Annotated in this window: 19 protein-coding genes; 8 read left to right on the top strand and 11 right to left on the bottom strand. The window is 72.1% G+C overall.

Annotated features, from left to right (window positions below):
* Positions 1 to 12 precede the first annotated feature (12 nt).
* The 3 genes from moaA to N5875_RS29945 all read right to left on the bottom strand — a co-directional run bounded on the left by moaA (position 13) and on the right by N5875_RS29945 (position 3,180).
* Positions 13 to 1,002 carry a GTP 3',8-cyclase MoaA gene (moaA, locus tag N5875_RS29955; protein WP_338497301.1) on the bottom strand — a complete coding sequence of 330 codons (990 nt, stop codon included), beginning with the start codon at positions 1,000 to 1,002 and terminating at the stop codon, positions 13 to 15.
* Between the two features lie 166 nt (positions 1,003 to 1,168).
* Positions 1,169 to 2,809 carry a cation acetate symporter gene (locus N5875_RS29950; RefSeq protein WP_318207085.1) on the bottom strand — a complete coding sequence of 547 codons (1,641 nt, stop codon included), beginning with the start codon at positions 2,807 to 2,809 and terminating at the stop codon, positions 1,169 to 1,171.
* Positions 2,806 to 3,180, bottom strand: a complete 375-nt coding sequence (locus tag N5875_RS29945; RefSeq protein WP_318207086.1) for a DUF485 domain-containing protein — start codon at positions 3,178 to 3,180, stop codon at positions 2,806 to 2,808. The genes N5875_RS29950 and N5875_RS29945 overlap by 4 nt, the downstream gene beginning before the upstream one ends.
* Positions 3,181 to 3,453: 273 nt before the next feature.
* Here N5875_RS29945 and N5875_RS29940 point away from each other — a divergent pair, with 273 nt between their 5' ends.
* Together N5875_RS29940 and N5875_RS29935 are read left to right on the top strand one after the other, a co-directional pair.
* Positions 3,454 to 4,995, top strand: coding sequence for a S8 family serine peptidase (locus tag N5875_RS29940; protein ID WP_338497298.1), 1,542 nt, complete (start codon positions 3,454 to 3,456; stop codon positions 4,993 to 4,995).
* Positions 4,996 to 5,084: 89 nt separating this feature from the next.
* Entirely contained in the window at positions 5,085 to 6,386 is a 1,302-nt protein-coding gene (locus N5875_RS29935; RefSeq protein ID WP_318207088.1) for a CoA transferase, read from the top strand.
* Here the strand turns inward: N5875_RS29935 and N5875_RS29930 are convergent.
* The 8 genes from N5875_RS29930 to N5875_RS29895 all read right to left on the bottom strand — a co-directional run bounded on the left by N5875_RS29930 (position 6,376) and on the right by N5875_RS29895 (position 14,157).
* The gene (locus N5875_RS29930; protein ID WP_318207089.1) at positions 6,376 to 7,419 is read right to left on the bottom strand and encodes a zinc-dependent alcohol dehydrogenase family protein; all 1,044 of its coding nucleotides are present in this window, start codon (positions 7,417 to 7,419) and stop codon (positions 6,376 to 6,378) included. The genes N5875_RS29935 and N5875_RS29930 overlap by 11 nt on opposite strands.
* A gap of 18 nt (positions 7,420 to 7,437) precedes the next feature.
* Positions 7,438 to 8,082 carry a lysoplasmalogenase gene (locus N5875_RS29925; protein ID WP_338497296.1) on the bottom strand — a complete coding sequence of 215 codons (645 nt, stop codon included), beginning with the start codon at positions 8,080 to 8,082 and terminating at the stop codon, positions 7,438 to 7,440.
* Complete coding sequence (locus N5875_RS29920; protein ID WP_338497295.1) at positions 8,079 to 9,008, bottom strand: sterol desaturase family protein; 930 nt, start codon at positions 9,006 to 9,008, stop codon at positions 8,079 to 8,081. Before N5875_RS29920 ends, N5875_RS29925 begins: the two co-directional genes overlap by 4 nt.
* Before the next feature lie 155 nt (positions 9,009 to 9,163).
* Entirely contained in the window at positions 9,164 to 9,874 is a 711-nt protein-coding gene (locus N5875_RS29915) for a VIT family protein (RefSeq protein ID WP_318207381.1), read from the bottom strand.
* A gap of 42 nt (positions 9,875 to 9,916) precedes the next feature.
* Positions 9,917 to 11,182: an amidohydrolase family protein gene (locus tag N5875_RS29910; RefSeq protein ID WP_338497293.1), complete on the bottom strand. Its 1,266-nt coding sequence runs from the start codon at positions 11,180 to 11,182 to the stop codon at positions 9,917 to 9,919.
* Positions 11,182 to 12,465, bottom strand: coding sequence for an amidohydrolase family protein (locus tag N5875_RS29905; protein WP_338497292.1), 1,284 nt, complete (start codon positions 12,463 to 12,465; stop codon positions 11,182 to 11,184). The genes N5875_RS29910 and N5875_RS29905 overlap by 1 nt, the downstream gene beginning before the upstream one ends.
* Positions 12,466 to 12,475: 10 nt before the next feature.
* The gene (locus tag N5875_RS29900) at positions 12,476 to 13,360 is read right to left on the bottom strand and encodes an SDR family NAD(P)-dependent oxidoreductase (RefSeq protein ID WP_338497290.1); all 885 of its coding nucleotides are present in this window, start codon (positions 13,358 to 13,360) and stop codon (positions 12,476 to 12,478) included.
* Positions 13,360 to 14,157: an acetoacetate decarboxylase family protein gene (locus N5875_RS29895; protein ID WP_318207095.1), complete on the bottom strand. Its 798-nt coding sequence runs from the start codon at positions 14,155 to 14,157 to the stop codon at positions 13,360 to 13,362. The genes N5875_RS29900 and N5875_RS29895 overlap by 1 nt, the downstream gene beginning before the upstream one ends.
* 96 nt (positions 14,158 to 14,253) lie before the next feature.
* On the opposite strand from N5875_RS29895, the gene N5875_RS29890 reads away from it, so the two are divergent.
* The 6 genes from N5875_RS29890 (at position 14,254) to N5875_RS29865 (ending at position 19,738) form a co-directional block, all read left to right on the top strand.
* Complete coding sequence (locus N5875_RS29890) at positions 14,254 to 14,922, top strand: TetR family transcriptional regulator (protein WP_338497287.1); 669 nt, start codon at positions 14,254 to 14,256, stop codon at positions 14,920 to 14,922.
* Positions 14,919 to 15,908: a DEDDh family exonuclease gene (locus N5875_RS29885; protein WP_318207097.1), complete on the top strand. Its 990-nt coding sequence runs from the start codon at positions 14,919 to 14,921 to the stop codon at positions 15,906 to 15,908. The genes N5875_RS29890 and N5875_RS29885 overlap by 4 nt, the downstream gene beginning before the upstream one ends.
* A 64-nt stretch (positions 15,909 to 15,972) precedes the next feature.
* A complete protein-coding gene (locus tag N5875_RS29880) occupies positions 15,973 to 16,206 on the top strand; it encodes a hypothetical protein (protein WP_015032679.1) in 234 nt (77 codons plus the stop codon).
* 107 nt (positions 16,207 to 16,313) lie between these two features.
* On the top strand, positions 16,314 to 17,153 hold the full coding sequence (locus N5875_RS29875) for an SURF1 family protein (protein ID WP_338497282.1): 840 nt from the start codon (positions 16,314 to 16,316) through the stop codon (positions 17,151 to 17,153).
* A 34-nt stretch (positions 17,154 to 17,187) separates the two neighbouring features.
* Positions 17,188 to 18,978: a glycoside hydrolase family 15 protein gene (locus tag N5875_RS29870; RefSeq protein WP_338497280.1), complete on the top strand. Its 1,791-nt coding sequence runs from the start codon at positions 17,188 to 17,190 to the stop codon at positions 18,976 to 18,978.
* A gap of 4 nt (positions 18,979 to 18,982) precedes the next feature.
* A complete protein-coding gene (locus N5875_RS29865; protein ID WP_338497277.1) occupies positions 18,983 to 19,738 on the top strand; it encodes an SDR family oxidoreductase in 756 nt (251 codons plus the stop codon).
* Position 19,739: the final 1 nt, after the last annotated feature.

Below are 19,739 nucleotides of genomic sequence, written 5' to 3'. Positions count from 1 at the left end.
GGCCTTCCCCGCTCAGCCGCCGATCGCCGACATCGGACGGTCGGGCTGGAGGAATTCGGGGTCGTCGAGGCCGGAGCCGGCCTTCTTGCCCCACATCGCCTTCCGCCAGAGCTCCGCGACCTTGGCGTCGGAGGCGTCCGAGCGGAGCGTGGCCCGCAGGTCGGTCTCCTCGGTGGCGAACAGACAGGTCCGCACCTGGCCGTCGGCGGTGAGCCGGGTGCGGTCGCAGGCCCGGCAGAACGGACGGGTGACGGAGGCGATGACGCCGACCGTGTGCGATCCGCCGTCCACGACCCAGCGCTCGGCGGGGGCCGAGCCCCGCTCGTCGGCGCCTTCCGGCGTCAGGGTGAAGCGGGTGCGCAGGGACTCCAGGATGTCCCCGGCGGTGATCATGCCGTCGCGCTTCCAGCCGTGCTGGGCGTCCAGCGGCATCTGCTCGATGAAGCGGAGCTCGTAACCCTCCGCGACCGCCCAGGCGAGCAGGTCGGGGGCCTCGTCGGCGTTGAGCCCGGGCATCAGGACGGCGTTGACCTTGACCGGGGTGAGGCCGGCCTCGCGGGCGGCGGCCATGCCGTCGAGGACGTCCTGGTGACGGTCGCGCCGGGTGAGGGTCTTGAAGACCTCGGGGCGCAGGGTGTCCAGGGAGACGTTGACCCGGTCGAGACCGGCGGCCTTCAGTGCGGCGGCCGTGCGCTTCAGCCCGATGCCGTTGGTGGTGAGGGACATCCGGGGGCGCGGCTCCAGGGCCGCGCAGCGCTCGACGATGCCGACGAGGCCGGGGCGGAGGAGGGGCTCGCCGCCGGTGAAGCGGACCTCGGTGACGCCGAGGTCGGTGACGGCGATGCGGATGAGCCGGACGATCTCGTCGTCGGTGAGGAGATCGGGCTTCGCGAGCCACTGCAGGCCCTCTTCCGGCATGCAGTACGTGCAGCGGAGATTGCAGCGGTCGGTGAGCGAGACGCGCAGGTCGGTGGCCACCCGGCCATAGGTGTCGATGAGCACTGTGGGCCCCCTCCCCGTCGTGGTGATGGCGTGTGGTTCGAGCCTACGTGAGCACGCGGCCCACGAGCAGGGCAGATTGTCACGAGGACCGGAGCGGCCGCGTCGTAGAACTCTACGACGCGGCCGTCCGGGAATCGCGGACCGTATACGGTCGGCTGCGCTCCGGTCAGTGCTTGATCGCCGCGGCGACCCCGACACCGGTGAGGGACTTGACCTCCAGCTCCGCGTACTTGCCGGCGTCCGGCTCCTCCTTGGAGAAGAGCGAGCCGAGCCAGCCGAGGAGGAAGCCGAGCGGGATCGAGACGAGGCCGGGGTTCTCCAGCGGGAACCAGTGGAAGTCCACGCCCTTGAACATCGAGGCCGGGCCGCCGGAGACGACCGGCGAGAAGAGGACGAGGACGACGGAGGAGATCAGTCCGCCGTAGATCGACCAGAGCGCGCCCTGGGTGGTGAACCTCTTCCAGAACAGCGAGTAGAGGATCGTCGGCAGGTTGGCCGAGGCGGCGACCGCGAAGGCGAGGGCGACCAGGCCGGCGACGTTGAGGTCGCGGGCGAGGGCGCCGAGCGCGATCGAGACGATGCCGATGAGGACGGTGGACCAGCGGGCGGCCCGCATCTCCTCCTTCTCGGTGGCCTTCCCGCGCTTGATCACGTTCGCGTAGATGTCGTGCGCGAAGGACGAGGACGAGGCCAGGGTCAGACCGGCGACCACGGCGAGGATGGTGGCGAAGGCGACGGCGGAGATGACGGCGAGGAGGATCGCGCCGCCGGTGGAGTCGGCGCCGCCGCCGACCTCCAGGGCGGTGAGCGGGGCCGCCGTGTTGCCCGCCTTGTTGGACGCCTTGATGGTGTCGCCGCTGAGCAGGGCGGCGGCGCCGAAGCCGAGGACGATCGTCATCAGGTAGAAACCGCCGATGATGCCGATGGCCCAGTTGACCGACTTACGGGCGGCCTTGGCGGTCGGCACCGTGTAGAAGCGGATCAGGATGTGCGGCAGGCCGGCGGTGCCGAGGACGAGGGCGATGCCGAGGGAGAGGAAGTCGAGCTTCGAGAGGGCGCTCACGCCGTACTTGAGGCCGGGCTCCAGGAAGGCGTCGCCCTTGCCGCTGTTGGTCGCGGCGGCGCCGAGCAGCTGCGAGAGGTTGAAGTCGAACTTCAGCAGGATGAGGAAGGTGATGAGGAGCGTGCCCGCGATGAGCAGGACGGCCTTCACCATCTGCACCCAGGTGGTGCCCTTCATGCCGCCGATCGTCACGTAGACGATCATCAGGACGCCGACGAGGGCGACGATCGCGATCTTGCCGCCGTCGCTGGTGATGCCGAGCAGCAGCGAGACGAGCACGCCCGCGCCCGCCATCTGCGCGAGCAGGTAGAAGATCGAGACGACGATGGTGGAGGTGCCGGCGGCGGTGCGGACGGGCCGCTGGCGCATCCGGTAGGCGAGGACGTCGCCCATGGTGAACCGGCCGGAGTTGCGCAGCGGTTCGGCGACCAGGAGCAGCGCGACGAGCCAGGCGACCAGGAAGCCGATCGAGTACAGGAAGCCGTCGTAGCCGTAGAGGGCGATGGCGCCGCTGATGCCGAGGAAGGACGCGGCGGACATGTAGTCGCCGGAGATCGCGAGGCCGTTCTGGAAGCCGGTGAACTGGCCGCCGCCGGCGTAGAAGTCGGCGGCGCTGCGGGTCTGGCGGCCGGCCCAGACGGTGATGACCAGGGTCGCGATGACGAAGGCCCCGAAGAGGGCGATGATCAGCGGTCGGTGCTCGCTGGTGGCGTTGCCCGCCGCGAGCAGGACGGGGGTGCTCATGCGTCGCCCTCCATGCGCATTCTGATGGCGTCGGACTGGGGGTCGAGCCGGTTCGCCGCGTGCCGCGAGTAGAGCCAGGCGATGAGGAAGGTGGTGGCGAACTGGCCGAGGCCGAGGACGAGGGCCACGTTGATGTTGCCGAAGACCTTGGTCCCCATGAAGCCGCCCGCGTAGTTGGAGAGCAGCACGTACAGCAGGTACCAGGCGATGAAGGCCAGGGTGAGCGGGAAGGCGAAGGAACGGTACGTACGGCGCAGTTCGCCGAACTCCGCGCCCTCCTGCACCTCGACGAACTGTTCCGTCGTGGGCGTTACGGGAGCGGATGCGGCATCCGTCCCGTTTCTGGGCGGCGGCGGTGCTTCGGTAGCCACGGAATCTCCTCGTGACGCGGGGACGGACGGCATGGTCAAGGGGGCCTCACCAGGGGTGCGGGAACCGGCGCTCCGATCGGAGCTCCTCCCCTGCACAACGGCACGGAGCGCGAAGCGAAGCGGTTCACACGAGGGATTTATTCGCACAGATCTTCATGAAGTCTTCTCAACTCATTGAAGCGCCGGGAAGATCAGCGATAGCTTCACTCGTCATGCACCTGCCCGCGCGCAAACCCGCGCGCGAGCAGTACATACGGATGATGTGGAGAACCCATGGCTCATCTGGGATCGAGGCGCGGCCGAGCTCTCGCTCTGCCGGTTGGTCTCGCGCTCACGGCTTCGCTCGGCTTCCTTCCCTCCGGCGCCGCCTCCGCCGCGGATCTGAGCGACGCACCGGCTACGGCAGCGGTGGCGACGAACGGGCCGAAGCTGACGTACGTCGTCAACGTCGAGGGGGGTCGCTGGACGGCCGCCTCGGTGAAGAAGGCGATCGCCGCCGCCGGCGGCGAGGTGGTCGTCTCGTACGACCAGATAGGCGTGATCGTCGTCCACTCGCAGAACCCCGAGTTCGCGAAGACGATCCGTCAGGCGCGTGGTGTGGTGTCGGCCGGTTCGACCCGTACCGCCCCGCTGTCCGCCCAGGCGGACGACGCCGTCGACGAGGGCGCCCAGACGCTGTCCGCGGCCGAGGCCAAGGCCGCCGCGGCGAGCGCCACGGACGCGCAGGACCCGCTGGAGCCCCTGCAGTGGGACCTTCCCGCCATCAAGGCGGACAAGGCCCACGCGAAGACGCTCGGCAGCAAGCGCGTCACCGTCGCCGTCATCGACACGGGTGTCGACGACACCCACCCGGACCTGGCGCCGAACTTCGACGTCGCCGCGTCCGCCAACTGCGTGTCGGGCAAGCCGGACACCACCCCCGGCTCGTGGCGTCCGAACCCGGGCGAGAGCGACCACGGCACCCACGTCGCCGGCACCATAGCCGCCGCCAAGAACGGCGTCGGCATCACCGGTGTCGCCCCGGGCGTCAAGGTCTCCGGCATCAAGGTGTCCACCCCGGACGGCTTCTTCTACACCGAGGCCGTGGTCTGCGGCTTCATGTGGGCGGCCGAGCAGGGTGTGGAGATCACGAACAACAGCTACTACACCGACCCGTGGATGTTCGCCTGCAAGACCGACGAGGACCAGAAGGCCCTCATCGAGGCGGTCACCCGTGCGACCCGCTACGCGGAGCGCAAGGGCACCGTCAACGTCGCGGCGGCCGGCAACTCGAAGTTCGACCTCGCGGCCGACTCGATCGTCGACAAGAGCAGCCCGAACGACACCGTCCCGGCCGAGCGGGTCATCGACCCGAAGGTGTGCTTCGACTACCCGGCCATGCTGCCGGGCGTCGTCACCGTCTCCGCGACCGGTGCCAAGGACCTGAAGTCGTCGTACTCCAACTACGGCCTCGGCATCATCGACGTCGCCGCCCCCGGCGGCGACCGCACCGAGTACCAGACCCCGGGCGCCCCGGCGGTCAACGGTCGCATCCTGTCGACCACGGTCAACGGTGGCTACAACTACAAGGCCGGTACGTCGATGGCCTCGCCGCACGCGGCGGGTGTCCTCGCGCTCATCAAGTCGACGCACCCCTACGCGAGCCCGGCGGCGCTGAAGGCGCTGCTGTACGCGCAGGCCGACGACCGCGCCTGCACCAACCCGTACGACATCGAGGGCGACGGCACGATCGACGCCGTCTGCGAGGGTGGCAAGAACAAGAACGGCTTCTACGGGGCCGGTCTGATCGACGCGCTGGACGCCGTCCGCCGCTGATCGGTGACTGAATGAGCGAGGGCCCTGGTGGGGTGTGCCACACCAGGGCCCTTCGCATGACGCCTGGCACTCAGTGCCACACTGCCGTCATGGACAACACAGTGCGCACCGGTACGGAGTTGTTGTGGTCGGCCCTCGGCGGTGATCCCGCCCTGGTGGACCGGGTGGAGTACGGCGGGCCCGCGGGACTGCTGGCCGCGCGGCTTCCGGTGATGGAGCTGGCCCGGTCGGCGGTCGCGGTCGCCGGACTCGCCGCCGTCGAGCGGGCCGGTCTCCCGGGCCCGGTGCGGGTGGACGACGGGGCCGTCGCCACCGCCTTCGTGAGCGAGCGTCATCTGCGGGTCGACGGGCGGACCCCGGTGAACTTCGCACCGCTGTCGCGGTTCTGGCGGGCGGCCGACGGCTGGGTCCGTACCCATGCCAACTACCCGCACCACCGGGCCGCGTTGATCGCCGCTCTGGGCGTGGGCGAGGGGTCGGTGGAGGCCGTCGCGGCCGCGATCGGCGAGCGGAAGGCCGTCGAGGTCGAGACGGCGGTGTACGCGGCCGGGGGCCTGGCCGTCGCCCTGCGGACCCCCGCGCAGTGGGCGGCGCACGAGCAGGGCCGGGAGGTGGCGGCGCGGCCGCTGCTGACCCGGGAGCGGCTCGACGAGGCCCGGCCCCGGCGTCGTACGGGACCCCTGCGGGTCCTTGACCTGACCCGGGTGATCGCGGGTCCCGTCGCGACCCGGACGCTCGCGCTGCTCGGTGCGGACGTGCTGCGGATCGACCCGCCGGGCAATCCCGAACTGCCGGACCAGCACGCGGACACGGACGTCGGCAAGCGGACCGCCGCGCTCGATCTGGACCGCCCGTCGGACCGGCGTACCTTCGACGAGCTCCTGGACGCGGCCGATGTACTGGTCACCGGCTACCGGCCGGGCGCCCTCGACCGCTTCGACCTCCACCGCCCCGGTCTCGTCACCGCACGGCTCTCCGCCTGGGGCGACTACGGGCCGTGGGCCGGGCGGCGCGGCTTCGACAGCCTGGTCCAGGTGGCGACCGGGATCGCGACGGCCGAGGGTTCGGCGGAGCAGCCGGGCGCGCTGCCCGCGCAGGCCCTGGACCACGGCACGGGCTATCTGCTCGCGGCGGCGGTCCTGCGGTCGCTGACCGAGCAGGACCGGGACGGCGGCACGCGGCTCGTCCGGCTCGCCCTCGCCCAGACGGGGCACTGGCTGACGCACGCGCTGCCGAGGTACGAACCCGAGCGGTACCTCACCGAGTCGGAGGGGCCGCTCGGGCGGCTGCGGCACGCGCTGTCGCCCGTCGCGTACGAGGGCGGCCCGACGGGCTGGTCCCGCCCGCCGGGCCTCCAGGGTGGGGACGACGCCGTCTGGACTACGGCTTGACGAGGACCTTGAGGGCGGTGCGCTCGTCCATCGCCTTGTAGCCGCCCGGGACGTCGTCGAGGCCGACGGTCAGGTCGAACACTGGCGACGGGTCGATGGTGCCGTCGAGGACGTCGGGGAGCAGCTCCGGGATGTACGCGCGGACGGGGGCGACCCCGCCGCGGAGCGCGATGTTCCGGTCGAACATGACGGACAGGTCGAGCCCGGTGCCGCTGCCGTGCGGGACGCCGACGTAACCGATGGAGCCTCCGTCGCGGGCGATGGCGACGGCGGTCCGCATGGACTGCTCGGTGCCGACGGCCTCGATGACGGCGTGGGCGCCCTGGCCGCCGGTCAGCTCGCGGACGGCGGCCTCGGCGGCCTCGCCGCGCTCGGCGACGACGTCGGTGGCGCCGAAGCGGCGGGCGATGTCGGTGCGGGTGGTGTGCCGCCCGAGCGCGATGATCCGCTCGGCGCCGAGGCGCTTGGCGGCGAGGACACCGCAGAGGCCGACGGCGCCGTCGCCGACGACGGCGACCGTGGAGCCCTTGCGGACCCCGGCGCCGAGGGCGGCGTGGTGGCCGGTGCCCAGGACGTCGGAGAGCGCCAGGAGCGCGGTGAGCAGGTGGTCGTCGGAGGCGGCGTCGGCGGGCAGCTTGACGAGGGTGCCGTCGGCGAAGGGGACGCGGACGGCCTCGCCCTGGCCGCCGTCGGAGCCGACCGAGCCCCAGAAGCCGCCGCTCGGGCAGGAGGTCTGGAGGCCCTCGGCGCAGTAGTCGCAGGTGCCGTCCGACCAGACGAAGGGGGCGACGACGAGGTCTCCGGCGGTGAAGCCGGTGACCTCGGAGCCCGCCGCCTCGACGATGCCGAGGAACTCGTGCCCGATGCGCTGGCCGGGCTGCCGGGCCGACTCTCCGCGGTACGCCCACAGGTCGCTGCCGCAGACGCAGGCGCGCAGGACGCGGACGACGACGTCGGTGGCGTCGCGCACCACCGGGTCGGGCACGTCCTCCACGCGCATGTCGAACGGGGCGTGGATGGTGGTGGCGCGCATGGCGGGCGTTCCTTGCTGTCAGACGGTTGTACGACGCTCACCGTACATCGCGTGGAGCGCGCCCGCCGGCAGCAGGTACTGCGCCGCGATGTAGGTCAGCATGACCCAGAAGTCGGGAGCGGGCAGCTGGGGCCACTCGGCGACCCCGGTGGCGATCAGGGTGTCGGACAGCAGGAAGAGCGCGCCGCCCACTCCCGCGAGGAGACCGCGGGCGCTCGCGCGGTACGCCATGGCGGTGAGGAGCAGCGAGTAGCCGGCGACCGGGACGCGGAGGTCGGCGGGGAGGTCGGGCCAGAGGAGCACGACGGTGCCGACGAGGACGGCCGCGTACAGGGCGCCGAGCGCCGGGGACGTACGGCGTCGTCCGAAGAGGACCAGGTAGCAGACGTGGCCGGCGGCGAAGGAGCCCATGCCGACGAGGAAGGCCCAGTCGGCGTCGGAGAGCAGGAACACGTCTCCGCCCCAGCCGAGGAGCAGCGCGGCGGTCAGCGGCCTGGGGGCGCCCCGGGTGACGGCGTACGCGGCGAGCAGCGGCATCAGGAGCGGCTTGGCGATCTGGTGGCCGAGCTCGGCGCCGGCGAGCAGCGAGATCAGGTCGACGGCGGTCGCGAGGCCGAAGGCGGCGAGCAGTGCGCGGGAGAGCGTGGAGGAGGAGGTCTTCACGCGGCGCGCTCCGGGGTGGCCTTGTCGGTACGGGATTCGGTACGGGTGTCGGTACAGGTGTTGGAACGGGTGTCGGTGGCGGCTGCCGGCGCGGCGGCGGCCGGTTGCCAGCCCGGGCCGCGGAGGACCCGGCCGGCCCGCTCGCGCCAGTCGTGGGCGGCGCGGAGGTCGCGGGCGATGGCGGCGTACTCGTGGGTGGCGACGCGCAGGGGGTTGTAGGTCTCGATGTTCTTGGTGAGGCCGTAGACGGGCCGGTCGGTCTCGCCGACCCAGGAGCCGAACATCCGGTCCCAGACGATGAGGATCCCGCCGAAGTTCCGGTCCAGGTAGCCGCCCTGGGAGGCGTGGTGGACGCGGTGGTGGGAGGGGGTGTTGAGGACGTACTCGAAGGGCCTGGGCAGCTTGTCGACGCGCTCGGTGTGGATCCAGAACTGATAGACGAGACTGACCGAGGAGCAGAAGGCGACGGCGGCCGGGTGGACGCCGAGCGCGATCATCGGCAGATAGAACGGCCACGAGGTGAAGCCCGTCCAGGGCTGCCGCAGCGCGGTGGAGAGGTTGAACCTGCGGCTGCTGTGGTGCACGACGTGGGACGCCCACAGGATCCGGACGACATGGTGGCCGCGGTGCTGCCAGTAGTAGAAGAAGTCCTGGGCGAGCAGCATCAGCGGGATCGTCCACCAGAGGAGGGGGACGCGGAGCGGGGTGAGCTCGTGGACCGCCGTGTAGATCGCGACGATCGGGATCTTCCACACGAGGTCGACGAAGAGGCTCCCGAGCCCCATGCCCATGCTCGTGGCCGTGTCCTTGGCCTCGTAACCGGCGGCTTCCTCGTCGGGATGGAGGCGGTAGCCGACCATCTCCAGGACGGCGAGCAGGACGAACGCCGGTATGGACCAGAGCACGACATCGGGCAGGTTGGGCATGCGGTCGACGGTAGGGGCGGGGGCGGGGGTGCGGATAGACGTCGTTACCAACAAGTATGCGAGACGAGTTGTCAGCAAGCCTTGGCACCTTCTGACAGCCGCCCCCGGGGCAACCTCCGGGACAACCGGCTCCGGGACAACCGCCCCCGGGAGGCCTACACGCCCGTCGCTCCCAGCAACGAGCCCGCGCCGTAGGTGACCGCCATCGCCAGGGCACCTCCCGCGACGTTGCGGAGCATCGCGCGGCCCGTGGGGGCGGCGCCCAGGCGAGCGCTCCACCAGCCGGTGAAGGCCAGGGCCGCGAGGACGGAGACGACCGTGACCCAGAGGCGCGCCGAGGCCGGTGGAAGGACGATCGCGAGGAGCGGGAGCAGGGCGCCGACGGTGAAGGCGAGGAAGCTCGCGGCGGCCGCGTGCCAGGGGATCGTGAGCTGGTCCGGGTCGATGCCCAGCTCCACGCGCGCGTGGGCGCGCAGGGCGTCGCGGGCGGTGAGCTGCTCGGCGGCCTCGCGGGCCACGTCGGCGGAGAGGCCGCGGGCGGCCAGGAGGCCGGTCAGTTCGGCGAGTTCCGCCTCCGGATCCTCGCGCAGTTCGCGCTTCTCCTGCGCCAGGGCGGCCTTCTCGGAGTCGCGCTGGGTGGAGACCGAGACGTACTCCCCCGCCGCCATCGACATCGATCCGGCCAGCAGCCCCGCGAGACCCGCGGTGAGCAGGGCGGCCTGGGACTCGGTGGCGCCGGCGACGCCGACGACGAGGCCCGCGGTGGATACGACTCCGTCGTTGGCTCCGAGCACGGCGGCCCGGAGCCAGTTGAGACGGGAGCCGAGGCCTCCGCCGTGGGCCTCGTGTTCGGGGACGTCGGTCATCTCGGGCGCGTCGGTCACGTCAGGAGCGTCGCACCGGGCGGGTCACCAGACGCGGACCGACCCGCCCGGGGCGAAGGCCGGGCTGGTGGCGCCCGCGGGAACCTCCTTCAGGGGCTCGGCGATCTCCTCGACGGTCGGTCCGTGGACCGCGGCGAGGGAGTCCAGGTACGGCAGGTCGAAGCCGTAGACGCGGGCCGCGTTGCCGCCGGCCATCGCCGCGACCTCCTCCCTCGGCAGCCCGGCGTAGGCGATCCGGAGGCCTTCGCGGGAGTACGGGGTGGTGCCCTCGTCGTGCGGGTAGTCGCTGCCCCACATGATCTTGTCGAGGCCGATCCGGTCGCGCAGCGGCACCTCGTGGGGGCGCATGAAGCTCGCGCCGACGAAGCAGTTGTCCCGCCAGACCGCGCTGGGGCCCTTGCCCATGGCCTCGGCGAGGCCCGCGCCGAACTTCGACTCCGCGGTGGAGGCCCCGGGGGCGCCGGTGGCGCCGGGGGAAGCCCCCGCGGAGGCCTTCGTCGCCGCCGACACCAGGCGGCCGTGGTAGTAGTCCAGCATGTCGAGCACGCCCGGGATCCAGCCCGAGCCCTGCTCGGTCAGGACCAGCTTGAGCCCCGGGTGGCGCCGGAACGCCCCGCCGAAGACCAGGTGCCACAGCGCCCGGTGCGAGAACCAGGTGGTCTCCACCATGAAGACCGCCCGGGCGGCCGGTTCGTCGCCCAGCGGCGGTGACGCCGAGCCGCCGTGGTGGTTGACCGGGACGTCGAGCTCGGCGCAGACCGCCCAGATCGGGTCGTACGCCTCCGAGTACAGCTCGGGCACGGTCGAGCCGGGCGGCACACCGGGCAGCAGGATGCCGCCGGTGAGCCCGGCCTCGCGGGCCCGGCGGATCTCGCCGACCGCCGCGTCCACGTCGTTGAGGAGGATCTGCGCCACGCCCGCCCTGCGCCCCGGCGCGGCGGCGCAGAAGTCGGCGAGCCAGCGGTTGTGCGCCTGGAGTCCGGCCCACCGCTGCTCGTACTCGGCCGCGGTGGGCGGCTGGGCCATCAGGGAGGCCTTGGGGAAGAACGGCGGGACGGTGTTGGGGAAGACGACCTCGGCGACGATGCCGTCCGCCTCCAGCTCGCGCAGCCGGCGCTCGGAGTTCCAGTTGCGGTCGGCGGTGTCGGCAAGCAGATCCTCGTACGGGTTGACGTAGGTGGCGGCCCAGGCGTCGAAGGCCTCGTGGTGCTTCCTCTCCAGGTAGGGGCGGTAGTCGAGGAGGTCGGCGCCGGCGTGACAGTCCGCCGAGATCACGGTGTAGCGGTCCATCAGCTCACCCCCAGGGTGGGGAAGTCGTGGTCCGTCAGCCAGTGCCGGCCGACCTCGCGCGAGCGGGCCCAGGAGGCCTCCACGGCGGTCTGGTCGGCGGGCTGGCCCAGGTCGGCGGGGGTGGGGCCGATGCGGCGGGCGATCGGATCCAGCTTCTGGACGTCGAATCCGAAGACCTCGGCCGCCGCGAGGCCCAGCATCCGGCGGGTCTCCGTCACCGGAATGTCGTGGAAGGTCTTCCGGAGCCACGCGCGCGTGTCCGGCCAGGTTCCCTCCGGGTGCGGGAAGTCCGAGCCCCACAGGATGTTGTCGACGCCGATCTCGTACCGCTGGGCGAGTTCACGCCGCTTGGTGTTGGTGGCGCAGATGAAGACCTGCCGGTCCAGGTACTCGCTCGGCGGCCGCCTCAGCTCCGCGAACGGGGACAGCTTCTTGCCGCCGTGCGCGCCGAGGTAGAGCCGGTCCATGAACCAGAGGAGGTTCGGCAGCCACCAGCAGCCGGACTCGGCGACCCCGAACCGGAGGCCGGGGTGCCGCTCGAAGACGCCCGACCAGAGCAGGAACCACAGCGGCCTGGCCGGCCACCAGGTGACCTCGGAGACGTAGATGCCGAGGTGGTCGCCGTACTCCTCGCGCGGTGCCGCTCCGGAGTGGGTGACCAGCGGCATCCCGGTCTCGGCGGCGGCCGCCCAGACCGGGTCGTAGCGCCGGTCGTGGTACGGCTCCTTGTCCACCCACATGGAGGGGATCATCAGCGCCCCGAGCCCGGACTCCTTGGCCCGGTGGATCTCGGCGACGACCTTCGCCGGCTCGGCGGTGATCGGCAGCAGCGCCACCCCGCAGTGCCGCTCGGGATTCCGTCCCACGAACTCGGCCAGCCAGCGGTTGTGCGCCTGCGCGCCCGCCATGCCGAGCTCCGGGTCCTGGTCGCCGGAGAGCCCGAGGCCGACCCCGAAGGGCGCGGCGGTCTGGCTGTCGACGGCGTCCGCGTCGGGGAAGACGACCTCGGCCGCCACCCCGTCGCCGTCGAGCTCCTTGAGCCGCTGCCCGGCGTCCCAGCCGCCGCGCAGCCCTTCCTCGTTGTCGCTGAACCACTTGTTCGCGAAGGCCTCGTTGCGCACCCCGAGCCGGGTCATGGCCTCCCGGCGGGCCTCGCGTCCGGCGAGGAAGTCGTCGAACGCGCCGTGGAAGCGGGAGTCGAGGTAGGGCCGGTACCGCTCGGTGGGCAGCCCGGCGTGGCAGTCGGAGGAGATGATCAGATACGGGTCGTTCGGATCGGCCATCGGGGCCCCCTCAGTCGAGGATGAAGTTCTCCAGGTACGACGGGTTCGAGCGGTCGAGCATCGACCGCGAGCGCGCCCGGATCTGCCGGTCGCTGTGCTCGCTCTCCGGCAGCATCCAGAAGCGGTCGGCACGGATGCCGTCGACGACGTGCTCGGCGACCTCCTCCACCGGGGTGAAGGCGACCTCGTGCCCGGCCTCCTTCATGGCGGCCTCCCACTGGTCGAGGCTGCGGTACGGGGTCCTGCGCGGGCGCTCCTTGGCGTACCGCTCGGGGCGGTTGCGGTGCGACTCCCAGAGGCCGGTGCGGAGCATGTGCGGCCCGGGGAAGAGCACGGAGGCGCTCACGCGCGCGTGCTCGGCCCTGAGGTGGGCGTAGAGCGACTCGGTCATGGTGACGACGGCCGCCTTGGTGACCGCGTACACGGAGGCGGTGGGCAGCGGGGCGATGCCGCCGTCGCCGGAGGAGGTGTTGACGACATGGCCGGGTTCGCCGCCCGCGAGCATCCGGGGGACGAAGGCCTGGATGCCGTGGAAGACGCCCCAGACGTTGACGGAGAACGCCCACTTCCAGTCGTTGGGCTCGTGCTCCCACATGCGGCCCTCGGCGCCGGAGCCGACGCCCGCGTTGTTGCAGAGGACGTGGACGGCTCCGAAGGTGTCGTAGGCGGCCTCGGCGAACGCCCGTACCCCGTCGGCGTCCGAGACGTCGACCGTCCGGGCGAGGACCTGCGCCCCGCTCGCCATCAGCTCGTCGGCGGCCTCGGCGAGCGCGCCCTCCTCGACGTCGCCGAGGACGACGGCCAGGCCCTCGGCGGCGAAGCGGCGGGCCATCGCGAGCCCGATGCCGCTCGCCGCGCCGGTGACGACGGCGACCTGTCCCTCGCGGAGCTCCATCAGACGCTCCCCTCGGGCGGGCCGTCGAGGATCTGCTGCGGGTCGTCGTACCGCTGGTGGATGTACGGCAGGAGGGCCTGCGCGGAGACCCGCTCGGCGACCGTGCCCCGCTGGTCGGTGGTCTTCTCGCCGATGGTGATCTCGACGAGCCGGCGTACGGGGAGGTCGGCGACCGGGTCGTACATGGACTCGCGCAGCACCACGTCGCCGGTGATCCGCTCCAGCTTCCGCACCTTCTCGTTGCGGACGCAGTGGACGAGGACGGGGTCGGCGTCGAAGCCCGAACCCTCCACGCCCGGCAGGAACTTGAAGTAGAAGTCGGTCTTCTCGACCGGCTCCGGGAGCGGCAGTGGTCCGGAGACCGCGCCGCGCACCTCGACGAAGTCGATGCCGTGCCGCCCGAGGGAGGCGCGGACGACGAGCCCGTCGCGCTCGACGACGACCGCGCCGAGCTTCTTCGGTTCGCCGAAGACCTCGCGGCCGCCGACGAGGGCGCGCTCGTGGGTCATCGGCATGACCAGCGGGTACCAGCCCTCGCGGTCGCCGTGGGCGGCGGCGACGGCCACCGAGCCGGCGCCGAGGGGGTAGCCGGGCAGGTCGACCTGGGAGATGTTGGCCCGCACGAGGGGCCGCTCGGTGGGCTTCAGCGGGGGCGGCAGGACGGCCGCCACCACCTCCGGATCGGTCTCCCAGACGGCTACCACTCCGGTGGACCAGATGTCGGGGAGCTTGGCGCTCTTCGTGCGGGCCGCCGTGATCTCGGCGTCCGTGCGAGCCCCGTACCGTACTCGTGTCATGACGTACCACCCTTCGGGGGGTCGGGTCTGTAACAGAGTTACACCGGCGGCGATGAAGGGTAAAGACCCGTGCACGCGACAGAGTTGGGGGAACGGATGGCGCGCACCGCACTCACCCGGGAGGAGGTTCTCGAGACGGCCGCCGCCCTGGTGAAGCAGCACGGCCCGGACGCCCTCACCATGCGCAGACTCGCGGCCGAGCTCGGCACCGCGGTCACCTCGATCTACTGGCACGTCGGCAACCGGGAGTCCCTGCTCGACGCCCTGGTCGAGCGGACGGTCGCCGATCTCGACACGATCCGCCCCCGCGGCGCGACCCCGGCCGAGCGCCTCGTCTCGGTCGCCCGCGCGCTGCGCCGCGCCCTGCGCGAGCGCCCCCACCTGGTCGCGATGGTCCACGAACGGGGCCTGACGGAACGCATGTTCCTGCCCGCCCAGCGCGCCCTGGTCCACGAGGCGCACGCCGCGGGACTGCGCGGGGCGCACGCGGCGCGGGCCGTCCGCGCGGTGCAGTTCCAGGTCGTCGGCTATGTCCTGGTGGAGCGCAACCGGGAGCGCGCACCGGCGCAGTCGCCCGCCGAGGAGGAGCTGTGGAGCGCCGAGGACGCCGAGTCCGACGGCCCCCTCGCCCGCGCGCTGGCCGCCTCCATCGACACCGAGCGCCTGTTCGTCGACTCGGTGCGCGCCCTGGTGGACGGGCTGCTCGCCGGGGCCGCCGGGGACACCGGGGACGGAGTTGTCGGTCGCGGGCCGTATTCTCAGTGACCGTGCTTGACGACCGTACGACAGCAGCGACGTGGCCGGCCGCCTACCCACAGGGGTACGCGGTCGTCGACGTGGAGACCACCGGACTCGCCCGCGACGACCGGATAGTGTCGGCTGCCGTCTATCGGCTGGACGCCCAGGGGAACGTCGAGGACCACTGGTACACGCTCGTCAACCCCGAGCGTGATCCGGGACCCGTCTGGATCCACGGGCTCACCACCGACGTCCTGGAGGGCGCGCCGCTCTTCCCGGAGATCGCGGCGGAGTTCGCGACCCGGCTGGACGGGCGGGTGCTCGTCGCGCACAACGCGATGTTCGACTGGCAGATGATCGCCCGGGAGTACGCGCGCGCGGAGTCGGCCGCGCCGGTGCGGCAGCGGCTGTGCACGATCGCGCTCGCCAAGGAGCTGTCGCTGCCGCTGCCCAATCACAAGCTGGAGTCGCTCGCCGCGCACTTCGGTGTCGTGCAGCAGCGCGCGCACAACGCGCTCGACGACGCGCGCGTGCTCGCGGAGGCGTTCCGGCCGAGCCTGCACGCGGCGGCCGAGCGCAACGTACGGCTGCCGCTGCTCGAATGCCGGCCGCTGACCGAGTGGGCCGCGTCACCCGCGCAGCAGCCGCGGATCGGCCACCAGGCCGGGTACGCCTCCTCGTACCGGGCGGGCAGCTGGCGTCCCTCGCGGAAGCGGCCGCCGTGCCCGTACCCCAACCCCGGCCGGTACGAGACGGACAAACCGCTCAAGCAGGGCATGCGGGTGGCGTTCTCGGGAGACACCTCCGTCGACCGGGAGCTCCTGGAGGACCGTACGGTCGACGCCGGACTCCATGTGGCGGGGAGCGTCTCCCGGCTGACGAGCCTCCTCGTCACCAACGACCCGGACTCCGCCACCTCCAAGACCGTCAAGGCCAAGTCCTTCGGCACGCCGATCGTCGACGAGGCGGCGTACACCCAGCTGCTGCGGGACGTGGCCCCGGCAGACGGGTGACACCCCCGGCCCTGCGGGCGTGCCGAGCTGCGCACGCCCGCCGGGAGCCCTCACCCTGTGGCGCATGGCACGTTGTGAGGTCTGCGGAAACGATTACGGCATGTCCTTCGAGGTACATGCGCAGGGCGCGATCCATGTCTTCGACTGCTTCGCCTGCGCCATCCACCGTATGGCGCCCATCTGCGAGCACTGCCGGGTCCAGATCATCGGACAGGGCGTCGAGGTCGACGGCAGCTGGTACTGCGGCGGACACTGCGCCCGCGCGGAGGGAAAGGTGGGCATCGTCGACAGGGTGTGAGTCGACAAGGTCTGAGTCGACATGGTCCGAGGAAACGATCCTGGGCTCGTCTCCCGCGAGCCGCCCCCCGTGCGTGCACCCCATGGACCGAGTTGTACGGTCATGGGGTGTACCGCTTCTTGTTGTCCCGGCAGTGGGTGATCCTCACCCTCATCGCCCTCGTCCTCGTCCCGACGATGATCGAGCTGGGCTTCTGGCAGTTCCACCGGCACGAGCGCCGGGTCGCCCAGAACGCCCTGATCGCGGACAGCATCGCGGCGAAGCCGGTCCCGGTCGAGGAGCTCACCTCCCCCGGCCACACGGTCCCGCGCTCCGACTACTGGCGGCCCGCCACCGCCACCGGCACCTTCGACACCACCCATGAGGTGGTCGTCCGCCGCCGCACCTCCTCCGACGAGCGGGTCGGCGTCCACATCCTGACCCCGCTGGTCCTCCGGGACGGCCGGATCGTCCTGGTCAACCGCGGCTGGGTCCCGGCCGCCGCCGACCAGCACTCCTTCCCGCCGGTGCCGCCCGCCCCCAAGGGCGAGGTCACCATCACCGGCCGGCTCAAGGCCGACGAGACGACCGGCGCCAGCGGCATCAAGGACCTGAAGGGGCTGCCGGACCGTCAGGTCATGCTCATCAACAGCGAGCAGCAGGCGGAGCTCATCGGCCGCGAGGTGCTGGGCGGCTACCTGGAGCAGACCGGGCCCGAACCCGCCGGGGACACCCCCGAGCTGATCCCCGAGCCCGACCACGCATCGATCGGCGCCCACATGGCGTACGCGGTGCAGTGGTGGCTCTTCGCGGCCGGGGTGCCCGTCGGCTGGGTGATCCTGGTCCGCCGCGAGAAGCGCGACCGGGAGACCGAGGCCTCCGCCGGCACCACGGGGAACGACACTCCGGGCACCCCGGGAACCCCGGAACGGGACTCCGAAGCGATCCAGGCCACTCCGTCCCTCTGATTGACCGTCGCCGCTTCCGGGAACAGCCCAAAGCGTGACGCAACGTATCGACGACTACGCCCTCATCGGCGATCTCCAGACCGCCGCGCTCGTCGGCCGCGACGGATCGGTCGACTGGCTGTGTCTGCCCCGGTTCGACTCGGCGGCCTGCTTCGCCTCGATCCTCGGCGACGAGGACAACGGCCACTGGCGGATCGCCCCGACGGGCGCCACGGCCTGTACCTCCCGCCGGTACGCCGAGGACTCCCTCGTCCTGGAGACCTACTGGGAGACCCGGACCGGCACCGTCAGGGTCGTCGACTTCATGCCGCAGCGGGACAAGGCCCCCGATCTGATGCGGATCGTGGAGGGCGTCAGCGGCAGGGTCGAGATGAGCTCCGTCCTGCGGCTCCGCTTCGACTACGGATCGGTCGTGCCGTGGATGCGCCGCTCCGACGGCCACCGGGTCGCCATCGCCGGGCCCGACGCGGTCTGGCTGCGCAGCGAGCCGCCCGTGAAGACCTGGGGCCAGCAGTTCTCCACCTGCTCCTCCTTCACCGTCACCGCCGGCGAGAAGGTCGCGTTCGTGCTGACCTGGCACCCCTCGCACGAGCCGCGCCCCGACCTCGTCGACCCCTACGAGGCCCTGGAGCAGTCCCTCGCGGACTGGCGGGACTGGTCGGCCCGCTGCACCTACCGCGGCCCGTACCGGGAGGCGGTGCTGCGCTCGCTGATCACCCTGAAGGCCCTCACGTACGCCCCGACCGGCGGGATCATGGCCGCCCCCACCACCTCCCTGCCGGAGGAGGTCGGCGGCGTACGGAACTGGGACTACCGCGCCTGCTGGCTGCGCGACTCCTCCCTCACCCTCGGCGCGCTGCTCGCCGCCGGATACGTCGACGAGGCATGCGCCTGGCGGGACTGGCTGCTCCGGTCGGTCGCCGGCGACCCTGCCGACCTGCAGATCATGTACGGGCCCGCCGGGGAGCGCCGGCTCCCCGAGACCACCCTGCCGTGGCTGCGCGGCTACGCCGACTCCTCGCCGGTACGGACCGGGAACGCGGCCGTGGACCAGTTCCAGCTCGATGTGTACGGCGAGGTCATGGACTCGCTCCACCGCGCGCGTGAGGCCGGGATCCCCGCGGAGCGGCACGCCTGGAACCTCCAGCTGAGCCTGCTCGGCTTCCTGGAGTCGACCTGGCGCGAGCCCGACGAGGGGCTGTGGGAGGTGCGCGGGCCGCGCCGGCACTTCACCCACTCGAAGGTGATGGCCTGGGTGGCCGCCGACCGGGCGGTGCGCACCCTGGAGGCGGACCCCTCGCTGCCGGGCGACGCGGCACGGTGGCGGACGATGCGGGACGAGATCCACGCGCAGGTGTGCGCCAGGTCGTACGACCCCGTCCGGAACACCTTCACCCAGTCGTACGGCTCGCGGGAGCTGGACGCCGCGACCCTGCTGATCCCGCAGGTCGGCTTCCTGCCGCCGGACGACCCCCGGGTGGTCGGCACGGTGGACGCGGTACGGGCGGAGTTGATGCACGGCGGGTATCTGCGCCGCTACAGCACGGACTCGGGCAAGGTGGACGGCCTCCCCGGCCAGGAGGGCACCTTCCTGGTCTGCTCCTTCTGGCTCGCGGACGCCCTGCGGCTGACCGGCAGGTCCGAGGAGGCCCGGGAGCTGTTCGAGCGCCTGGTGGCCCTCAGCAACGACGTGGGCCTCCTGGCGGAGGAGTACGACCCGGTGACGGACCGCCAGCTGGGCAACTTCCCGCAGGCCTTCAGCCACATCGGCCTGGTGGGCACGGCGCTCGCACTGGCAGCCGAGGATCAGGACCCGGCAGGATAGCTCCATGGATCTTGGACTGAAGGACCGTGTGTACGTGGTGACCGGGGCGACGCGGGGGCTCGGGCGGGCCTCCGCCGAGGCGCTGCTGGCCGAGGGGGCCAAGGTGCTGGTCACCGGTCGCGAGGAGAAGACCGTCGCCGAGGCCGCGGCCGAGCTGGGCCCGGGCGCGGCGGGCATCGCCGCCGACAACGCCGACCCGGAGACCCCGGCGCGGCTCATCGCCGAGGCGCGGGCGCGGTTCGGCGGCTTCGACGGCATCCTCATCAGCGTCGGCGGACCGGCTCCCGGCTTCGCGGCCGACAACACCGACGCGGAGTGGGCCACCGCCTTCGACACCGTCTTCCTCGGGGCCGTACGACTGGCCCGCGCGGCCGCCGAGACGCTCGGCGAGGGCGGTGTCATCGGCTTCGTCCTGTCCGGCTCGGTCCACGAGCCGATCCCCGGCCTGACCATCTCGAACGGTCTGCGCCCGGGTCTCGCCGGCTTCGCGAAGTCCCTCGCCAACGACCTGGGCCCGCGCGGGGTGCGCGTCATCGGGCTGCTGCCCAGCCGGATCGACACGGACCGGGTGCGGTTCCTGGACTCCCTCTCCGGCGACGCGGACGCGGCCCGCGCGGCCAACGAGCTCACCATCCCGCTGCGCCGCTACGGCACCCCGGAGGAGTTCGGGCGGACGGCGGCCTTCCTGCTGTCGCCGGCCGCCTCGTACCTCACGGGGCTGATGCTCCCGGTGGACGGCGGGGCGCGCGCCGAGTTCTGAT

Origin of the sequence: Streptomyces sp. SJL17-4 (assembly GCF_036826855.1) — a bacterium.
Classification (GTDB): Bacteria; Actinomycetota; Actinomycetes; order Streptomycetales; family Streptomycetaceae; genus Streptomyces.
The sequence above is the reverse complement of the archived record's forward strand: the minus strand, read 5'-3'. Positions and strand labels throughout refer to the sequence as shown.